A 16,774-nucleotide genomic window follows, 5' to 3' on the forward strand; every position below is an offset into this window, starting at 1 on the left:
TAAAAAAAGTTTAAAGGAGATAGCTAGTGATTACAGTTTTAAAATCAATCTGTGTGTTTGGTACTGGTTGGCTTGGCTGGTGGGGATTGTAAAATATGTCATAAAAAGCTAACTACGTAGTTAGCTTTTTTGTTATACTAGACAATATATAGGAGGTGGCTATGTTAGAAAATTGGTTAAACACCAAACAAGGTCAGGTTTTTCATTACAAGATGGAAAAGATTGAGTATGCCCTAGAACTGCTAGGGAATCCCCAGTTTGTAGTTCCGGTCATTCATGTCGCTGGAACTAATGGCAAGGGATCGACCATTGCCTTTATACGCCAGCTATTTCAAGCACATGGTATGCGTGTTGGAAGTTTTGTATCCCCTCACATGGTGAGTGTGCACGACAGGATTTGTATTGACAGCCAGCCCATTTCAGACCATGATTTTCAGCACTATTTACAGAAAGTCTACGACTTGGAGCAGGAAGTCGCCACTCGTTATGAGCCTTTTCGCTATTTTGAGGTCATGGTGCTCATTATGTTCCTCTATTTCGAAGCTCAACAACCCGATGTGGCACTAGTAGAGGTGGGCATCGGAGGACTTTTGGATACGACCAATGTCGTGGCACCAGCCCTAAGCGTGATCACTTCAATCGGCATGGACCATCAGGATTTACTAGGCTCGACTTTAAGGGAAATAGCAGAGCAGAAAGCAGGGATTATCAAAGAAAACGTGCCTGTCGTCCTTGGACCACTTTCTCCTGAAACCACAGTTATCTGTCGCCAAATTGCCCTTGACAATCAAGCACCTGTCTACCAATTTGGTCAGGAATTCACCTATAAAGCAAGACAGTTCAGCAATCCGGACATCGACCTGTCAGAATTGGTTCTGGGTCTGGCTGGCCATCACCAAGAAGAGAATGCGGCCGTAGCCCTACAAACTTTTCTACTCTATATGACCAATATCCAAAAAGACATTCAGCCTCAGTTGATTCAACAAGCTCTTGCCCAAACCAGCTGGCCTGGTCGTTTGGAATTGGTTGCTCAAGAGCCGAAAATCTATTTGGACGGAGCCCACAATGTCCCAGCGATCGAACGTCTGGTTGAATTTATTCAAGAACAAGAAGAACCTGTTACTATTCTCTTTTCAGCCCTTCGGCGTAAGGACTTTCAAGAAATGTTGGGGTTGTTAGAGAAAAGACTGCCTCATGTTCCTCTTATTTTGACCAGCTTTGCTTATGACGGTGCCTTGTCCGAGGAGAATCAACAAGATCGAGACTTTGTTGCGGATTATCAACAATTTATTGAGAAGTGGCAATCTGAAGGGCAAGGGATTTTGATTATCACAGGTTCCCTTTACTTTATCTCGGAAGTTCGTCGGAAGTTTATAAAATAAGCAACTTTTCAAATCGAACGGTTGAACATTGTAGAAAAAAGCTTCTCAAAGGAACAAAAAAACGCCAAAGAGCCTTATTTTTTGCGGATTAGCATGGAGTGAAAATGTTTAGAACTCCCGATAGGAAATGACATTGGGAGGGCTTTTTGATATAATAAGAAAAGCAAATCTGAGGAGAAAAAAATGACAGAATTAGAAATAGTTTCTGAGGTCGTTGATCACGAAGCAACCTATCGACGTAGCCGTAGAGCATCACGCAAGCAGTCAGTTAAGCTAAACAAAGAATTTGGTAATACAATATTAAAAACAAAGGTTTGGCCAGCGCTTGTCTGGAGTATTGTCTTAAGTTTTTGTAGCGTAGCAAACCCGTTGCTAACATCGTTTGCGACCAACATACAGACTCAGAATTTATATGCAGGAATGGCCATGATGAATGGCCAAATTCCATATGGTGATTTTTTTGGAACAAGTGGTTTATTATTTTACTTATTGGCCTTATTAGGGAATGTGGGTGGAAATTTTATCATTTTTGGCGTTCTCCAATTCATCGCATTGCTGATAGCGGGAGTCTATTTTTATAAGATTATTGCTTATTTTAGCCGGTCTGAAAAAGTTGCCCTTAGTGCAAGCCATTGGTTTTATATATTCATCTTTGCTCTTGGCTTCGGAGGATTGTATGCTGAGATGTTTGCACTCCCTTTTATATTAACCAGTATCTGGTTTTTAATTCGTTACTTTGAGAACGCAATAACTGACGAAGCATTTATTCTTTATGGCATAGATGCAGCCCTCGTTTTTCTTATCTACCCGAAAAGCTTAATTCTTTGGGTAGTAGCAGGTATAGTTTTAGTTGTATACAATGTTCAGCACCATCAGGTGGCTCGCGGATTTTACCAATTATTAGCAGCTGTTTTTGGATTTCTGCTTATTTTGTATTCGGTCGGGTATTATGCATTTGAAGCACAAGTTTTAGGAACAGCAATTCAGCAGACCTTTCTATATAATCTTCGTTTAGATTTTCAACATGCGACAGTACTTATGGATTTGACAATTGTCATTCTTTTCCTCCTACTGTCTGGATTTGTAAAAAATGCTATCCATACCTTATTTTCATTTAGACAAGAAAAATATACTTACATTAAGGTCTTAATGTTACTAGTATTCACTATCCAATTAATTTTCATCGTTGGAAGTGCACATTTTCAGTGGAGTCAATTGGTCCTACTTTTGCCATATGGATTTGGGATGGCGGTAATACATAATCAGGAGGAACCTGAGGATACTAAGAGTAGTTATGCGCGTCGTCATTTCTTTCTACCAGTATTTATTGGATTAGGAATTCTTGCACAACCTGCCTATATTTACTTAGTTCAAGGAGGTTTAAGAGCCGATCGTCAAGAAGTTGCCCAGTACATCAGTAGCCAAACAGAAAACTCAGACAAAGTTTATGTTTGGGATAATAGTGCAGGTGTTTACCTCTCAAGCCAGCGCTTATCAGCAACAACTATTACAACATCCGATCCGTATTTAGATACAGACGTTAACAAAAATAGTCTGATTTATGATTTGAATAAGAGTGAAGCAAAATATGTGGTTGTAAATAGATATCTTTCTATGCTAGACAATGTGAAAATAATTATCGAATCACAATATAAAGCTATTCAAACAACAGACCATTTTATTATTTATCAAAAGAATGAATGATTGCTCAGGCAGTCATTTTTTCTTTAGCCTATCTGGGAAAAGGAGGGAAAGTGGATATGTGGTATAATGGAAAAATAAGCATTCGGGAAAAATTATTAAAGAAATGTAGGAGAAATGATGTCACATATTATTGAACTACCAGAAATACTAGCCAACCAGATTGCGGCTGGTGAGGTCATTGAGCGACCAGCCAGTGTGGTTAAGGAGTTGGTGGAAAATTCCATTGACGCAGGGGCTAGTCAGATTGAAATTAGTGTTGAAGAGGCTGGTCTCAAAATGATTCAAATTACGGATAACGGTGAGGGGATTGCCCCTGATGAAGTAGCGCTTGCCCTCCGCCGTCACGCCACCAGTAAGATAAAAAATCAATCGGATTTGTTTCGTATTCGCACCCTCGGTTTTCGTGGAGAAGCTCTGCCCTCCATTGCTTCTGTCAGTCATATGATCATTGAGACAGCTACGGCAGACTCTGGACACGGACTTCATTTGGAGGCCAAAGGTGATGTCATCGAGAAAGAGGAGCCAGTTAGTCGTCCAGTTGGCACACAGATTACTGTTTCGGATTTATTTTACAATACCCCTGCTCGTCTCAAATACGTTCGCAGTCAACAGGCTGAATTATCACATATTGTTGATGTTGTAAATCGATTGAGTCTAGCTCATCCGGAAATAGCTTTTGCCTTAGTAAATGAAGGACGAGAATTAATTAGAACTGCAGGGACAGGGAAACTTCGTCAGGCAATTTCAGGGATTTATGGGATTGCTTCTGCCAAAAAAATGGTTGAAATTGAGGCAGAAGATCTGGATTTTCAGATTTCAGGTTATGTTTCCTTGCCAGAGTTGACTCGTGCCAACCGCAACTATATTTCCATTTTCATCAATGGTCGCTATATCAAGAATTTTTTGCTGAATCGAGCGATTTTGGAAGGTTTTGGCAGTAAGTTGATGGTTGGACGCTTTCCGCTGGCAGTCATTTCTATAGAAATTGACCCCTATCTTGCTGATGTCAATGTGCATCCGACCAAGCAGGAAGTTCGTATCTCCAAGGAAAAAGAACTCATGACCTTGATTCGAGAGGCGATTAGTCAAGCGCTTAAAGAGCAGGACTTGATACCAGATGCTCTTGAGAATTTAGCTCAGTCAAGTACTCGACCAAAAGTAAAAGCAGAGCAAGGCACCTTACCACTCAGAGAGCCAAAAATCTATTATGATACGATTAAGCAAGACTTCTTCTTAAAACCAGACGTGGTCGCTGAGGATGTCAAACCTCTCGAAGAGGAAAGGCAAGAGATTGTTGAGTCGCCTGTCGAAAATAAACCTACATCTGTTCAATTTGCAGAACGTCAGTCGGTGGAATCAGAAAACCAGGAGCATCCTAATCTAAGCACAAAAGAATTGGCAAAACTGGCAGATAAATTAGACCGGGAGGAAACATCGACATTTCCAGAGTTAGAATATTTTGGTCAAATGCATGGGACGTATTTATTTGCGCAAGGCAAGACAGGACTTTATATCATTGACCAGCATGCCGCACAAGAGAGGGTCAAATACGAATACTACCGTGAGAAAATTGGACAGGTTGACAATTCGGCTCAACAGTTATTGGTGCCCTATATTTTTGAATTTCCGCAGAATGATGCCCTTGACCTCGTTCACAAAATGGATGCCCTTCGTCAAGTTGGTGTCAACTTGGAAGAATATGGAGCTAATCAATTTATTCTGCGTGAACATCCTATTTGGATGAAGGAAGAAGAGATTGAGTCTGGCATTTATGAGATGTGCGATATGTTGCTCTTGACGGATCAGGTGTCAATCAAGCAGTATCGGGCAGAACTGGCTATCATGATGTCTTGTAAACGGTCGATCAAAGCCAACCATGCTTTGGATGATTATTCGGCGCGTGATTTACTGAGACAATTGTCTTACTGCCAAAATCCCTATAACTGCCCGCACGGTCGCCCAGTCTTAGTGCATTTTAGCAAATCGGATATGGAAAAAATGTTCCGTCGCATTCAGGAAAATCACACGAGTTTGCGAGAATTGGGCAAGTATTAACATAGTTGAAAAAGTTGACACATTAGTAAAGGAAGTATATGTACGACTATATTAAAGGAATTTTAACAAAAATAACTGCAAAATATATTGTGGTAGAAACGCAAGGAGTAGGCTATATCTTGCAGGTTGCTAATCCCTACGCCTATTCAGGACAAGTCCAGCAAGAAGTGACTGTCTATACTCATCAAGTGATTCGAGAAGATGCTCATTTGCTCTATGGATTTGCTACAGAAAATGAAAAATCCGTCTTTCTGAGTCTGATTTCAGTATCAGGTATTGGTCCAACAACGGCTCTGGCTATTATTGCTGTTGATGATAATGATGGACTTGTTCGTGCTATTGAGCAGAAGAGCATTACCTACCTGACCAAGTTTCCAAAGATTGGCAAGAAAACAGCCCAGCAGATGATTTTGGACTTGGAAGGCAAGTTTGTCATGAGCGAAGAAGCGGGTCCTGTTCAACAAGTAGCACCATCCAGTGAAAATATCGCTCTTGATGAAGCTATGGAAGCCATGGAAGCTCTTGGCTACCGACCAGCCGAACTCAAGAAAATCAAGAAATTCTTTGAAGGCACCAACGACACCGCAGAAAACTACATCAAGTCAGCCCTTAAAATGCTGATGAAGTAATAGGATACTAAGGCGTTAAGCGATACAAAGCAAAATAGAAAAGCTGACGCAGAGGCTTTAGCATCTAGGAAGTCTTTATCTTTTTGCAAAGTATCGTAGCCGTGTTCAACTAACGTACCAGTATGATGGTTGCTGAATTAAGTAGCTAAAAGTATTAAGTAAACCGTATGTGAAAAGGAGTTTCTATGTCCAGTTGTGCTTGGGTTAATCTAAATAATCCACTTTATATTGCTTACCATGATGAAGAATGGGGCAGGCCACTTCACGATGAGCAGTCTTTGTTTGAGTTGCTTTGCTTGGAATCCTACCAAGCTGGACTTTCCTGGGAAATTGTTCTCAATAAACGCCAGGCTTTTCGCTCTGCTTTTTTCAACTATGATATTCAAAAGGTTGCGGCCATGACAGATAGCGAGTTAGATAGCCTTCTGACCAATCCAGACATCATTCGTCATAAGGCAAAGCTGTACGCTACCCGCGCCAATGCTCAGGCCTTTCTTCGAGTACAGGAGGAATTCGGTACGTTTGATACGTATCTTTGGGAATGGGTGAACGGTGCAACAATTGACAACCCTGTCAAGTCCTTCCGAGAATTGCCGACCAAGAACGACTTGTCTGAGCGGATTTCAAAAGATTTGAAGAAACGAGGTTTCAAGTTTGTAGGGCCTGTCTGTATTTACTCTTATTTGCAGGCATCAGGTCTGTTGAATGACCATGAAGAAACCTGTGAAACTGGAAAGAAATTACGAATTAATTAGATGAGCGAGCAATCGTATCTTAGTTAGGGGAGGAACATGAAAGCAGAATTAATTGCTGTTGGAACAGAAATATTGACAGGTCAAATTGTGAATACGAATGCTCAATTCTTGTCAGAAAAATGTGCAGAGCTAGGTATCGATGTATACTTCCACACTGCTGTAGGTGATAATGAACAGCGACTATTGTCTGTACTTGAAATTGCAAGTAAACGGAGTGATATGGTCATTTTATGTGGTGGTCTAGGGCCAACTGAAGACGACTTAACTAAGCAAACTTTAGCGACATTTTTGCAAAAAGAGTTGGTTGTTGACGAACTAGCGATAGCAAAATTAGATCGTTTCTTTGCCAGTCGACCAGGTCGTGTTCGCACACCTAATAATGAGCGTCAAGCACAGATTGTAGAGGGAAGTCAGGCGCTACAGAATCCAGCTGGTTTAGCTGTTGGTGGTATGATTGAGCAAGATGGTGTGACCTATATTGTTTTGCCCGGACCACCAAGTGAACTCAAGGCCATGTTTTCTGAGAGTCTGTTACCTTTTTTGACTCAATCTCAGCAGCAACTTTACTCGCGTGTCCTACGCTTTTTTGGAATAGGTGAAAGCCAGTTGGTGACTGTTTTAGCGGATTTGATTGACAAGCAGACAGACCCGACTCTTGCGCCTTATGCAAAAGTTGGAGAGGTGACGCTTCGTTTATCTACGAAGGCAGATAGTCAGGAAGAAGCGAACGTGCGTTTGACTCAGTTGGAAGAAGAGATATTGCATCGTGACCATTTGAGAGATTTTTTCTATGCATATGGGGATGATAATAGTTTGGTTAAAACCGTAGCGACTCTTTTAGAGGAAGAGAAACAATCTTTGGGCATCCTAGAGCATGGAACAGGTGGTTTATTACAAGCAGAATTGAGTCTGGCTTTGGCTGGTCAGCCGTATTATAGCGGAGGAAAAATCATCGGTCAGCTAGGGACAGAATCGGGCGGGTTATCAGAAGAAGCAAGTCGTATTCGAGAGGAACTACAAGCTGATTTAGGGCTAGTTGTGTCGGTGGCAGTCAAACCAGAATCAACAGTAGACAACGTACTTGCTAAAGTATATCTAGCCTTGGCCAGTACCTCGGGTATTTCCAAAAAAGAGGTAGATTTAGGAGGTTATTCATGGCAATACCTTCGCCAGCTTGCTTGTCTGCAGGCCTGGGATTTTGTACGAAACACTTTGTGAAATAGCAGATATTTGCTATAATAGTTTGACTAAGAAAAGAGGAGAAAATCATTGGCTAAGAAACCAGGAAAAAAACTAGAAGATATTACAAAAAAATTTGGAGATGAACGTAAAAAAGCGCTGGATGATGCACTGAAATCCATTGAAAAAGATTTTGGTAAGGGTGCTGTTATGCGTCTCGGTGAACGTGCAGAGCAAAAGGTTCAAGTTATGAGCTCAGGTAGTCTGTCTATTGATATTGCGCTTGGGGCAGGTGGTTATCCCAAAGGGCGTATCATTGAAATTTATGGTCCAGAAAGTTCAGGTAAGACAACAGTTGCTCTTCATGCTGTGGCTCAAGCACAGAAAGAAGGTGGAATTGCAGCCTTTATTGATGCAGAACATGCTTTGGATCCAGCCTATGCAGCAGCCCTAGGGGTAAATATTGATGAATTACTTTTGTCGCAACCAGACTCAGGTGAACAAGGTCTTGAGATTGCAGGTAAGTTGATTGATTCTGGCGCGGTTGACTTGGTTGTTGTTGACTCGGTTGCAGCCCTTGTACCACGTGCAGAAATCGATGGCGATATTGGTGATAGTCATGTTGGTTTGCAGGCTCGTATGATGAGTCAGGCCATGCGCAAACTCGGAGCATCCATCAACAAAACTAAGACAGTAGCTATTTTCATCAACCAGTTGCGTGAAAAAGTCGGTGTCATGTTTGGTAACCCTGAAACAACACCTGGTGGACGTGCGCTTAAATTCTATGCATCTGTCCGTATGGATGTTCGTGGAAACACACAAATCAAAGGGACAGGCGACAAGAAAGATCAAAACGTTGGTAAGGAAACCAAGGTGAAGATTGTGAAGAACAAGGTGGCTCCACCATTTAAAGAAGCTGTTGTTGAAATCATGTACGGTGAAGGAATTTCTCGCACAGGTGAATTGATTGAGATTGGTAGCAACCTCGGCATCATCCAAAAAGCAGGTGCTTGGTATTCATATAATGGAGAAAAAATTGGCCAAGGTTCTGAAAATGCTAAGAAATTCTTAGCAGATAATCCAGCAATCTTTGATGAAATTGACCGCAAGATTCGTGTTCATTATGGATTGATTGAAGCAGATGAAGAACAAGAAGTAGTGGAAGCAGAAGAAAAGACGATTGCTGTTGAAGATATACAAGATGTTGTACTTGATCTAGATGGTGGCATTGAGTTAGAAGATTAGGATGTTGAAATGGGAGGGAAAGATTTCTCCCTTTTCTCTTTTTTAGGTGAATAACCACGAAAGAAACGTATATTTTGAGGAATTTTAGTTGGGATTTCCGAATTTTCGCCAATAAATTTTGAGTTTTTCTAAAAAATAGGTCTACAGACTGAGTATTTATATGGTATAATGTAATATAATGTGCTTAATAAAATGTAGCAAAGGAGTGACTACATGATAAAAATTTATACAGTATCTAGTTGTACCTCTTGTAAAAAAGCAAAGAATTGGTTGAATGCACATCAACTATCCTATAATGAACACAATTTGGGAAAAGAGGCAATTACAAAAGAAGAAATTCTTAACATCTTAACAAAGACTGAAAATGGGATTGCAAGCATTGTATCTTCGAAAAATCGTTATGCAAAAAGTTTAGATTTTGATATTGAGGAGTTAAGTGTGAACGAAGTAATCGATTTGATTACCTCTAATCCTCGCATTTTAAAAAGTCCAATATTAATTGATGAGAAAAGACTCCAAGTTGGCTATAAGGAAGATGATATCCGTGCATTTTTACCTCGTTCTGTAAGAAATGTTGAGAATGCACAGGCCCGCATGAGAGCAGCTTTATAAATTGTGTTGAGAGAGCTCTAAAATAAAGGGTTCTCTTCGTTTATTTATTTGAGAAAAATGTTCAAATATGGTATAATGACTAGACCATAGAATGAAAGAAGGTGTAAGTATGGGATTCACGGAAGAAACTGTCCGTTTTCGTCTAGATGATACAGATAAGCAGGAAATCAGCAAAACATTGATTAGTGTTTATCGTTCTTTGGAAGAGAAGGGCTACAATCCAATTAACCAAATCATCGGTTATGTATTGAGCGGGGACCCTGCTTATATTCCGCGTTATAATGACGCGCGTAACCAGATTCGTAAGCATGAACGTGATGAAATCATTGAGGAATTGGTACGCTATTACCTGAAAGGGAATGGGATAGACCTTTAATGAGAATATTGGGATTAGATGTTGGTTCTAAAACTGTAGGGGTCGCTATTTCAGATCCATTAGGTTTTACAGCTCAAGGTTTGGAAATCATTCCGATTGATGAAGACAAGGGTGAATTTGGCTTGGAACGTTTGACAGAGCTTGTTGAACAATACAAGGTTGATAAGTTTGTTGTTGGCTTACCAAAGAATATGAATAACACAAGTGGCCCTCGAGTAGAAGCTAGTCAAGCTTACGGTGATTTATTAACTGAGCGATACAAACTTCCAGTAGAATATCAGGACGAACGGTTGACAACTGTTGCAGCAGAGCGAATGCTAATTGAACAAGCAGACATTAGTCGAGGAAAACGTAAAAAAGTTATTGACAAATTAGCAGCTCAGCTGATTTTGCAAAATTATTTAGATAGAACATTTTAAAGGAGACACCTATGGCACACCATCACGATCATGAACATGACCATAATCACGACGAACCTGAATTGATTACTTTAGTAGACGATCAAGGTAATGAAACACTTTTTGAAATCTTGTTGACAATTGACGGTCAGGAAGAATTTGGAAAGAACTACGTCCTCCTGATTCCTGCTAGTGCAGAAGAAGATGAGAACGGAGAAGTTGAAATCCAAGCCTACTCATACATTGAAAATGAGAACGGCACAGAAGGAGACTTGCAACCAATTCCAGAAGACGCAACAGCAGAATGGGATATGATTGAAGAAGTCTTCAACAGCTTTATGGAAGAGGAATAAAAAGGTCCAGTGGACCTTTTTATCATGAGCCTGAAAACAAGAAAGCGAATTAAGGTCCAGTGGAGTGGAACAGTCTGGGAAGAGACTGTTCCAGCCCGAGCTAAGAAACAGTAAGGCGAGGAATGTATCATGAGCCTGAAAACAAGAAAGCGAATTAAGGTCCAGTGGAGTGGAACAACAGTCTGGGACGATTCGTAATTTCATCTGGAATCAATACCATTTTGATAAGACAACTGATGTTGATATTGTATTCTTTGACGAAGGAATATCCTCTGAAAAAACTTTAGAAATAGAGAACCATTTGTATTATATGTATCCACAATATAAATGGGAATTAAAAAATCAGGTCTTTATGCATATTCACAGTCCGAACAGTCTTCCTTACCAGTCATCAAAAGATGCAATTGAAAAATTTCCAGAAAGATGTACAGCTGTTGGTGTACGACTGCTAAAAGAGGGAACCATGGAATTGTTCGCCCCATTTGGACTGGAGGATATCTATCAATATAGAGTACGGCCTACCCCTCATTTTTTAGCGGACAAAAACCGTATGCAGCTGTATAAAACGAGAGCTTCTAAGAAGAACTGGGATTACAAATGGCCGCAAATGATCATTTCATTTGAAGAATAGCTAAATAGATAAGTTCTATTTGGCCTTTTTTTATTTATCCAAATGTATATTCGCGTTGCTTGAATGATGAGAGCAAAATGACCACATTCTAAAAAGAGGACATAAATGTCATGTAAAGTATTGCTTGTTTTCGATAAACTATAGCCAACGAATTAAGAAAAAACTAAGAGGTTAATAGTTTATGAAATTTGAACAAACTTATGCAAAGGTTAGTGGTATTGTACATAAGGCTCGTCAAGAATTTTATATCAAGTTATGGGAAAAGTCAGACTGGGATCAAGAAGGAATGATGGTATTATATGAATTATTAGAAAAACAACCCCAGTTATATGATGATAAAGAAAAATTATATGTATATTTTAAAGTAAAATTTAGAAATCATATAAAGGATGTTATACGCAAGCAAGAAAGTTATAAAAGAAAATTTGACAGAATGGCACATGAAGACATCCATGACCTATCCCATGTTGTGAAATCACCTGGACTGGTTAACGATGAATTTATTCTTCTGCAAGATATGTTACAGTCTTATCGGCAACAGTTAAATTCAGAACAACTAGAGCAATACGAAAAATTGATGGCAGGGCAGAGTTTTAGTGGCCGAAAACAAATGATTCGTGATTTGCAAGACTATTTAGCAGATTTTAAATAAGCTAGGTCAAGACTGGATAGTATGCATTTTTTCTATCAACTTAGGACGTGTAAAATACCATGATAGGCTATGTGAGATGTCTATGACAGTTTCTCCATTGAATAATAAAAATGAACAAGAAGCCCTCGCTAAGTCAAGAATCTTAGCAAGGGCTTTTGGTTTACGACTTATTGATTTTAATAATCAAAGACAAAACGGATGCGCTCTACTGACGAGCTCTCCCAAAAGCCCAGCCTCCGATTGCTAAAAGAAACAAGGTGATTCATCTAAATTAATTACATATTTACTTTGAATGAAGCAATATCGATTCTTTGTGACTGAATTTTTGTTTTTTACGCAAGGAACCACCTGCCCCTTCGGACAGGTGGTTTCCCACATATCAACCAATCCTCCCTGTAGGGATCGAACCTACGACCCACGGATTAAGAGTCCGCTGCTCTGCCAGCTGAGCTAAGGAAGGATAAAAAATAAAAATGCTGTATTGGTACCGGTTATCCATGATTTGTATTGATCCCGCACGCTAGAAGCAGGTGGGTGACGCGTTTCTGACTTAGTTGCTTCTGGGTGTGCCAGCTTGCATACTGTCAGAGGATCTTTGTCTCCCTAATAATACAAAAATAGTCGGTCAACACATAGGTATGAATTCGTATACCACAGCAGTTCTTATCTATAATCTAATCTTACCACTTTTTTTAGAAAAATCAAGAGAAAAAATTAAAAAATGTAAGCGTTACCAACACGTTATTGGTTAAAAACCTTGTGTTATCAAGGTTTTATCTATTATTTTTTTTCAAATTTTTTATCTTTTCTTGGGTCATACCCAAGGCACGCTCGTATTTACCGGTGTCATTGGCGGTAAAGTAGTCTGCATTCAGTAACTTATCGGGCAGGTATTGTTGGTCCACCCATTTTTCAGGATAGGCATGCGGATACTGGTAGCCAATAGCATTTCCCAGCTCCTTACTACCGGCATAGTGACCGTCCCGAAGATGATTTGGAATGGGCAGATGGCCGTTTTTCCGCAAATCAGCCAGAGCTGCATCCATAGCCTGATAGGCAGAATTAGACTTGGGCGAGAGAGCCAAATCAATGACCACATTGGCAATCAAAATCCGTGCTTCTGGGAAGCCGATTTTTTGGGCGGCTTCAAGGGCAGTCACTGTATGAATCTGTGCCTCTGGATTGGCCAAGCCAATGTCTTCATAGGCAATGACCGTCAAGCGACGGGCCAGGCTAGGTAGGTCTTCAGCCTCAATCAAACGAGCGGCGTAGTGGAGGCTGGCATTGACATCACTACCCCGAATAGATTTTTGCAGGGCGGAGAGAATGTCGTAGTGGGCATCGCCGTTCTTGTCCATGCTGATGTAGGACTTTTGCAGGCTATTTTCCACAGCATCTAGGTCAATGTGGCGACTACCATCATCACTTTCCTTGGTCGAAAGCACAGCCAATTCTAGCGAATTATAGGCAGCACGTAAATCACCGTTGGTGGCGTTGGCTAGGAAGTCTAGAGCCTCAGGCTCAATGGTAATAGGGAAGTCAAAGCCACGTTCGCTGTCTGTCAGAGCCAGTTCCAGGGCTTGTCGGATGTGACTGGTTTGCAAAGGCTGCAATTCAAAAATCTGCACCCGACTGCGAATGGCAGGCAGAATTGAGAAAAATGGATTTTCCGTCGTTGCCCCAATCATGATGATATTGCCATTTTCCAAAAGAGGAAGCAGGAAGTCCTGTTTGGTCTTGTTGAGGCGGTGGATTTCATCGAGCATGAGGACCAGGCCACCAGAAAATTTAGCTTCTTCAGCGATTTCCTGTAGGCGTTTTTGGTTGTCTGTCGTGGCATTAAAGGTTCGAAAGGCATACTTGGTCGTACCAGCAATGGCGGACGCAATCGAGGTCTTGCCAATCCCTGGCGGACCGTAGAGAATCATGGACGACAGCATATTGGCATCAATCATGCGACGGATAATCTTTCCAGGGCCGACCAGGTGTTCCTGACCGATGACTTCATCAATGGATTTGGGCCGCATACGAAGGGCGAGATTGGCTGGCATAGGCTTCCTTTCAGTACATTTATGGTATAATCATTATACTACAATTTTAAGATTTGGAGAGAAACGAAGATGACGGAGTTGACGGTGAGTGTTTTGGAAGAATACTTGCGTGACCACTATGGGACGACAGTTCCAGAGCAAAGTCTCTTTATGAAATTAGTGGAAGAAATTGGTGAAGTGGCAGAGCTACTGAATCAACGTGCAGGCCGCAAGATGGTGGATAGCGAAGACGACAGCTCTGCTCGTTTGGTAGAAGAATTAGCTGACGTTATTCACTATGCTGTAGCCTTAGCAGCGGTGAATCAACTAGATTTAACCAAGTCCATTTTGGAGAAAGACGAGCGGGCTTCCGTCAAATACGGTCGAGAAATAAATTTATTGGAATTTATAGAAAAGAGGAAATAAAATGGCGAAACATGGCTTTTTAGATGTGCTGGAAGCAGCATTGGATAAACATTTTACCTACGATTATGAGCTTAACTGGGACAAGAAAAACCACGCAGTTGAGTTGGCTTTCATCTTGGAAGCACAAAATACGGCTGGGATTGAAACGGTGGACGACGAAGGCAATGCTTCTGCGGAGGATATTTTCCTAGAGGAGTATGTCCTTTTTTACAACCAGGACAAGTCTCGCTTTGACGAGGAAGACTATCTGGTCGCTCTGCCATTTGACGCCAAGAAGGGCTTTTCAGCAGAGTTTCTGGCCTACTTCGCAGGTTTTCTCAAGGACACCGCCGACCAAGGTTTAGACGACCTCATGGACTTTTTGGCGGACCCAGAAGCCCAAGATTTTGCGATTTCTTGGGACGGAGAGGCTTTTGAAAAAGGCAGAGCAGACTTGTTGGAGGGAGAATTTTACCCATATCCGAGGTATTGAGTTGGTTCATGAAATGTTACTGGCTCCAAAACCTTTTGAAATGATGAAGTCTGGTCAGAAGACCATTGAGCTACAACTTTATGATGAGAAGCGCAAGTATATACAAATTGGAGATCGCATCCGTTTTTATTGTACAGAAAATCAGACGCAAACGATCGAGGTGCAAGTATTAGATCTTCACATATTTGATAATTTTGCTCAGTTATACAAAGAACTGGATTTATTGTCTTGTGGGTATACGCAAAACAGTATCAGAGGCACGAAACCCGAAGATATGGAAGATTACTATTCACGAGAACAATTAGAACAGTACGGAGCAGTTGGTATAGAATTGAGGGTAATAGATTCTATTTGACATTCCATTTTCTCTGTTGCTTGACTGCGGGCGAAACTTTTGCTATTATAAAAATAGAAAAGGCGTTGAGTTCCAGCTCAACGCCCTGACAGGACCATAACGATGGTTCAGCTTTTGGACAAAATAGACCGCCAGCTTGAAATCTGGGGCGGTCTATTTTTTATCTAGCATGGTTACGATGATTGTAATGATCAAACCAAGCATATTTACAAATAAATTTGATAAATATAAATCCAGAGATTTCCGACGTGAGAGTTTTGAAACGATATTTTTCAAAACTCGAGCTAGTGCGTGCCCTAGACAAATCTTATAGGATTTGTCGTTGCCAGATGAGTAAGTTTACTTACCGTCTGGCATGGGCTAGCCTTTCCGTTGGCTTTTGTGTCTATTTGCATAGGCACCACCACCTTTCAGAAATCAGAACCACCGCTCAGATTTTCCTGTCATTTCATTTATTCGAAAATTATTTTGATTTTACTTACCTTATAACATTAACTTGTAAAATGGGCTAGAAATCGGTACAATAATACAGTGATTGACGCATAGAAAAGAAAAGGAAACAAACATGAACTCATGGCAAGAATTAACGATTCACGTGCATCGTGATGCAGAAGAAGCAGTTTCAAATCTGATGATTGAAACGGGCAGTCAGGGGGTAGCCATTAGCGACTCGGCTGACTATGTGGGACAGGAGGACCGTTTTGGTGAACTCTATCCCGAGGTGGAGCAGTCAGATATGATTGCGATTACGGCCTATTATCCTGATACTGTAGATATTGAGGAAGTTAAGGCAGACTTGGCGACTCGCATGGCGGATTTGACAGGCTTTGGCTTGGAGATTGGTCAGGTCAGCCTAGAAAGTCAGGAATTGGCAGAGGAAGACTGGGCGGACAACTGGAAGAAATACTATGAGCCAGCTCGCATTACCCACGATTTGACCATTGTGCCGTCTTGGACGGACTATGAGGCGACAGCTGGGGAGAAGATTATCCGCTTGGATCCAGGCATGGCTTTCGGTACAGGAACCCACCCGACGACCAAGATGAGCCTTTTTGCTCTTTCTCAGGTCCTGCGTGGTGGTGAAACGGTCATCGACGTCGGCACAGGTTCAGGTGTCCTTTCCATTGCTAGCTCCCTCCTAGGTGCCAAGAAGATTTATGCCTATGACTTGGATGAGGTGGCGGTGCGTGTAGCTCAGGAAAATATTGACCTTAACGCCAATACTAGCAATATTCATGTTGCAGCGGGCGATTTGCTTCGTGGCGTAGACATTGAAGCGGAAGTTATCGTTGCCAACATCTTGGCGGACATTCTCATCCATCTGACCGAGGATGCCTACCGTCTGGTCAAGGACGAGGGCTACCTGATTATGAGCGGCATCATCGCGGACAAGTGGGACATGGTGCGAGCATCTGCGGAGGCGGCTGGCTTCCTCCTTGAGACTCACATGATGCAGGGCGAGTGGAATTGCTGCGTCTTTAAGAAGACGGCTGACCGATCAGGTGTGATTGGAGGCTAAG

The 16,774-nt window shown here is 41.3% G+C and carries 18 protein-coding genes, 1 tRNA gene and 1 other RNA gene; 17 read left to right on the forward strand and 3 right to left on the reverse strand.

What is annotated here, in order from left to right; translation table 11 throughout:
* The first annotated feature begins 161 nt into the window (after nt 1-161).
* The 13 genes from K6V48_RS02670 to K6V48_RS02730 all read left to right on the forward strand — a co-directional run bounded on the left by K6V48_RS02670 (nt 162) and on the right by K6V48_RS02730 (nt 11,971).
* Nucleotides 162-1,382, forward strand: coding sequence for a bifunctional folylpolyglutamate synthase/dihydrofolate synthase (locus K6V48_RS02670; RefSeq protein ID WP_222367835.1), 1,221 nt, complete (start codon nt 162-164; stop codon nt 1,380-1,382).
* A 183-nt stretch (nt 1,383-1,565) separates the two neighbouring features.
* Nucleotides 1,566-3,086 (forward strand): quinol oxidase, encoded by a 1,521-nt coding sequence (locus tag K6V48_RS02675; RefSeq protein ID WP_222367838.1) that lies wholly within the window; start codon nt 1,566-1,568, stop codon nt 3,084-3,086.
* Nucleotides 3,087-3,203: 117 nt separating this feature from the next.
* A complete protein-coding gene (mutL, locus tag K6V48_RS02680; protein WP_222367841.1) occupies nt 3,204-5,141 on the forward strand; it encodes a DNA mismatch repair endonuclease MutL in 1,938 nt (645 codons plus the stop codon).
* A gap of 38 nt (nt 5,142-5,179) precedes the next feature.
* A complete protein-coding gene (gene ruvA / locus K6V48_RS02685; protein WP_222367843.1) occupies nt 5,180-5,770 on the forward strand; it encodes a Holliday junction branch migration protein RuvA in 591 nt (196 codons plus the stop codon).
* A 185-nt stretch (nt 5,771-5,955) separates the two neighbouring features.
* Nucleotides 5,956-6,525, forward strand: coding sequence for a DNA-3-methyladenine glycosylase I (locus K6V48_RS02690; protein ID WP_222367845.1), 570 nt, complete (start codon nt 5,956-5,958; stop codon nt 6,523-6,525).
* A 36-nt stretch (nt 6,526-6,561) separates the two neighbouring features.
* A complete protein-coding gene (locus tag K6V48_RS02695) occupies nt 6,562-7,743 on the forward strand; it encodes a competence/damage-inducible protein A (RefSeq protein WP_222367848.1) in 1,182 nt (393 codons plus the stop codon).
* 51 nt (nt 7,744-7,794) lie between these two features.
* Nucleotides 7,795-8,949, forward strand: coding sequence for a recombinase RecA (gene recA / locus K6V48_RS02700; RefSeq protein ID WP_222367849.1), 1,155 nt, complete (start codon nt 7,795-7,797; stop codon nt 8,947-8,949).
* Nucleotides 8,950-9,162: 213 nt separating this feature from the next.
* Complete coding sequence (spx, locus tag K6V48_RS02705) at nt 9,163-9,561, forward strand: transcriptional regulator Spx (protein ID WP_024392835.1); 399 nt, start codon at nt 9,163-9,165, stop codon at nt 9,559-9,561.
* 109 nt (nt 9,562-9,670) lie between these two features.
* A complete protein-coding gene (locus K6V48_RS02710) occupies nt 9,671-9,937 on the forward strand; it encodes an IreB family regulatory phosphoprotein (RefSeq protein WP_024392834.1) in 267 nt (88 codons plus the stop codon).
* Entirely contained in the window at nt 9,937-10,356 is a 420-nt protein-coding gene (ruvX, locus tag K6V48_RS02715) for a Holliday junction resolvase RuvX (protein ID WP_222367851.1), read from the forward strand. The genes K6V48_RS02710 and ruvX overlap by 1 nt, the downstream gene beginning before the upstream one ends.
* A gap of 11 nt (nt 10,357-10,367) precedes the next feature.
* The gene (locus K6V48_RS02720; RefSeq protein ID WP_024392832.1) at nt 10,368-10,688 is read left to right on the forward strand and encodes a DUF1292 domain-containing protein; all 321 of its coding nucleotides are present in this window, start codon (nt 10,368-10,370) and stop codon (nt 10,686-10,688) included.
* Between the two features lie 169 nt (nt 10,689-10,857).
* Complete coding sequence (locus K6V48_RS02725; RefSeq protein ID WP_222367852.1) at nt 10,858-11,319, forward strand: nucleotidyltransferase family protein; 462 nt, start codon at nt 10,858-10,860, stop codon at nt 11,317-11,319.
* 181 nt (nt 11,320-11,500) lie between these two features.
* The gene (locus tag K6V48_RS02730) at nt 11,501-11,971 is read left to right on the forward strand and encodes a sigma-70 RNA polymerase sigma factor region 4 domain-containing protein (RefSeq protein ID WP_024392830.1); all 471 of its coding nucleotides are present in this window, start codon (nt 11,501-11,503) and stop codon (nt 11,969-11,971) included.
* A 387-nt stretch (nt 11,972-12,358) separates the two neighbouring features.
* Here K6V48_RS02730 and K6V48_RS02735 read toward each other — a convergent pair.
* The 3 genes from K6V48_RS02735 to K6V48_RS02745 form a co-directional block, all read right to left on the reverse strand.
* A tRNA-Lys gene (locus tag K6V48_RS02735) sits at nt 12,359-12,431 on the reverse strand.
* A 9-nt stretch (nt 12,432-12,440) separates the two neighbouring features.
* Nucleotides 12,441-12,634: non-coding RNA, 6S RNA (gene ssrS, locus K6V48_RS02740), on the reverse strand.
* 110 nt (nt 12,635-12,744) lie between these two features.
* Entirely contained in the window at nt 12,745-14,022 is a 1,278-nt protein-coding gene (locus tag K6V48_RS02745; RefSeq protein ID WP_222367853.1) for a replication-associated recombination protein A, read from the reverse strand.
* A gap of 69 nt (nt 14,023-14,091) precedes the next feature.
* Between K6V48_RS02745 and K6V48_RS02750 the strand changes: the two genes are divergently transcribed.
* The 4 genes from K6V48_RS02750 to prmA all read left to right on the forward strand — a co-directional run bounded on the left by K6V48_RS02750 (nt 14,092) and on the right by prmA (nt 16,773).
* A complete protein-coding gene (locus tag K6V48_RS02750) occupies nt 14,092-14,427 on the forward strand; it encodes a MazG nucleotide pyrophosphohydrolase domain-containing protein (protein WP_222367855.1) in 336 nt (111 codons plus the stop codon).
* 1 nt (nt 14,428) lies between these two features.
* Nucleotides 14,429-14,899: a DUF3013 family protein gene (locus tag K6V48_RS02755; RefSeq protein ID WP_172066474.1), complete on the forward strand. Its 471-nt coding sequence runs from the start codon at nt 14,429-14,431 to the stop codon at nt 14,897-14,899.
* A 1-nt stretch (nt 14,900) separates the two neighbouring features.
* Complete coding sequence (locus tag K6V48_RS02760) at nt 14,901-15,254, forward strand: ASCH domain-containing protein (RefSeq protein WP_222367857.1); 354 nt, start codon at nt 14,901-14,903, stop codon at nt 15,252-15,254.
* A gap of 565 nt (nt 15,255-15,819) precedes the next feature.
* Complete coding sequence (prmA, locus tag K6V48_RS02765) at nt 15,820-16,773, forward strand: 50S ribosomal protein L11 methyltransferase (protein WP_222367859.1); 954 nt, start codon at nt 15,820-15,822, stop codon at nt 16,771-16,773.
* The last annotated feature ends 1 nt before the right edge of the window (nt 16,774 follow it).

The organism is Streptococcus suis (assembly GCF_019794555.1).
Classification (GTDB): Bacteria; Bacillota; Bacilli; order Lactobacillales; family Streptococcaceae; genus Streptococcus; species Streptococcus suis_AB.

What these genes read in the sequence shown, in the direction of transcription:
- K6V48_RS02670 (WP_222367835.1), top strand. Translation starts at nt 162, where the DNA reads ATGTTAGAAAATTGGTTAAACACCAAACAAGGTCAGGTTTTTCATTAC.
- K6V48_RS02675 (WP_222367838.1), top strand. Translation starts at nt 1,566, where the DNA reads ATGACAGAATTAGAAATAGTTTCTGAGGTCGTTGATCACGAAGCAACC.
- mutL (WP_222367841.1), top strand. Translation starts at nt 3,204, where the DNA reads ATGTCACATATTATTGAACTACCAGAAATACTAGCCAACCAGATTGCG.
- ruvA (WP_222367843.1), top strand. Translation starts at nt 5,180, where the DNA reads ATGTACGACTATATTAAAGGAATTTTAACAAAAATAACTGCAAAATAT.
- K6V48_RS02690 (WP_222367845.1), top strand. Translation starts at nt 5,956, where the DNA reads ATGTCCAGTTGTGCTTGGGTTAATCTAAATAATCCACTTTATATTGCT.
- K6V48_RS02695 (WP_222367848.1), top strand. Translation starts at nt 6,562, where the DNA reads ATGAAAGCAGAATTAATTGCTGTTGGAACAGAAATATTGACAGGTCAA.
- spx (WP_024392835.1), top strand. Translation starts at nt 9,163, where the DNA reads ATGATAAAAATTTATACAGTATCTAGTTGTACCTCTTGTAAAAAAGCA.
- K6V48_RS02710 (WP_024392834.1), top strand. Translation starts at nt 9,671, where the DNA reads ATGGGATTCACGGAAGAAACTGTCCGTTTTCGTCTAGATGATACAGAT.
- ruvX (WP_222367851.1), top strand. Translation starts at nt 9,937, where the DNA reads ATGAGAATATTGGGATTAGATGTTGGTTCTAAAACTGTAGGGGTCGCT.
- K6V48_RS02720 (WP_024392832.1), top strand. Translation starts at nt 10,368, where the DNA reads ATGGCACACCATCACGATCATGAACATGACCATAATCACGACGAACCT.
- K6V48_RS02730 (WP_024392830.1), top strand. Translation starts at nt 11,501, where the DNA reads ATGAAATTTGAACAAACTTATGCAAAGGTTAGTGGTATTGTACATAAG.
- K6V48_RS02745 (WP_222367853.1), bottom strand. Translation starts at nt 14,022, where the DNA reads ATGCCAGCCAATCTCGCCCTTCGTATGCGGCCCAAATCCATTGATGAA.
- K6V48_RS02750 (WP_222367855.1), top strand. Translation starts at nt 14,092, where the DNA reads ATGACGGAGTTGACGGTGAGTGTTTTGGAAGAATACTTGCGTGACCAC.
- K6V48_RS02755 (WP_172066474.1), top strand. Translation starts at nt 14,429, where the DNA reads ATGGCGAAACATGGCTTTTTAGATGTGCTGGAAGCAGCATTGGATAAA.
- prmA (WP_222367859.1), top strand. Translation starts at nt 15,820, where the DNA reads ATGAACTCATGGCAAGAATTAACGATTCACGTGCATCGTGATGCAGAA.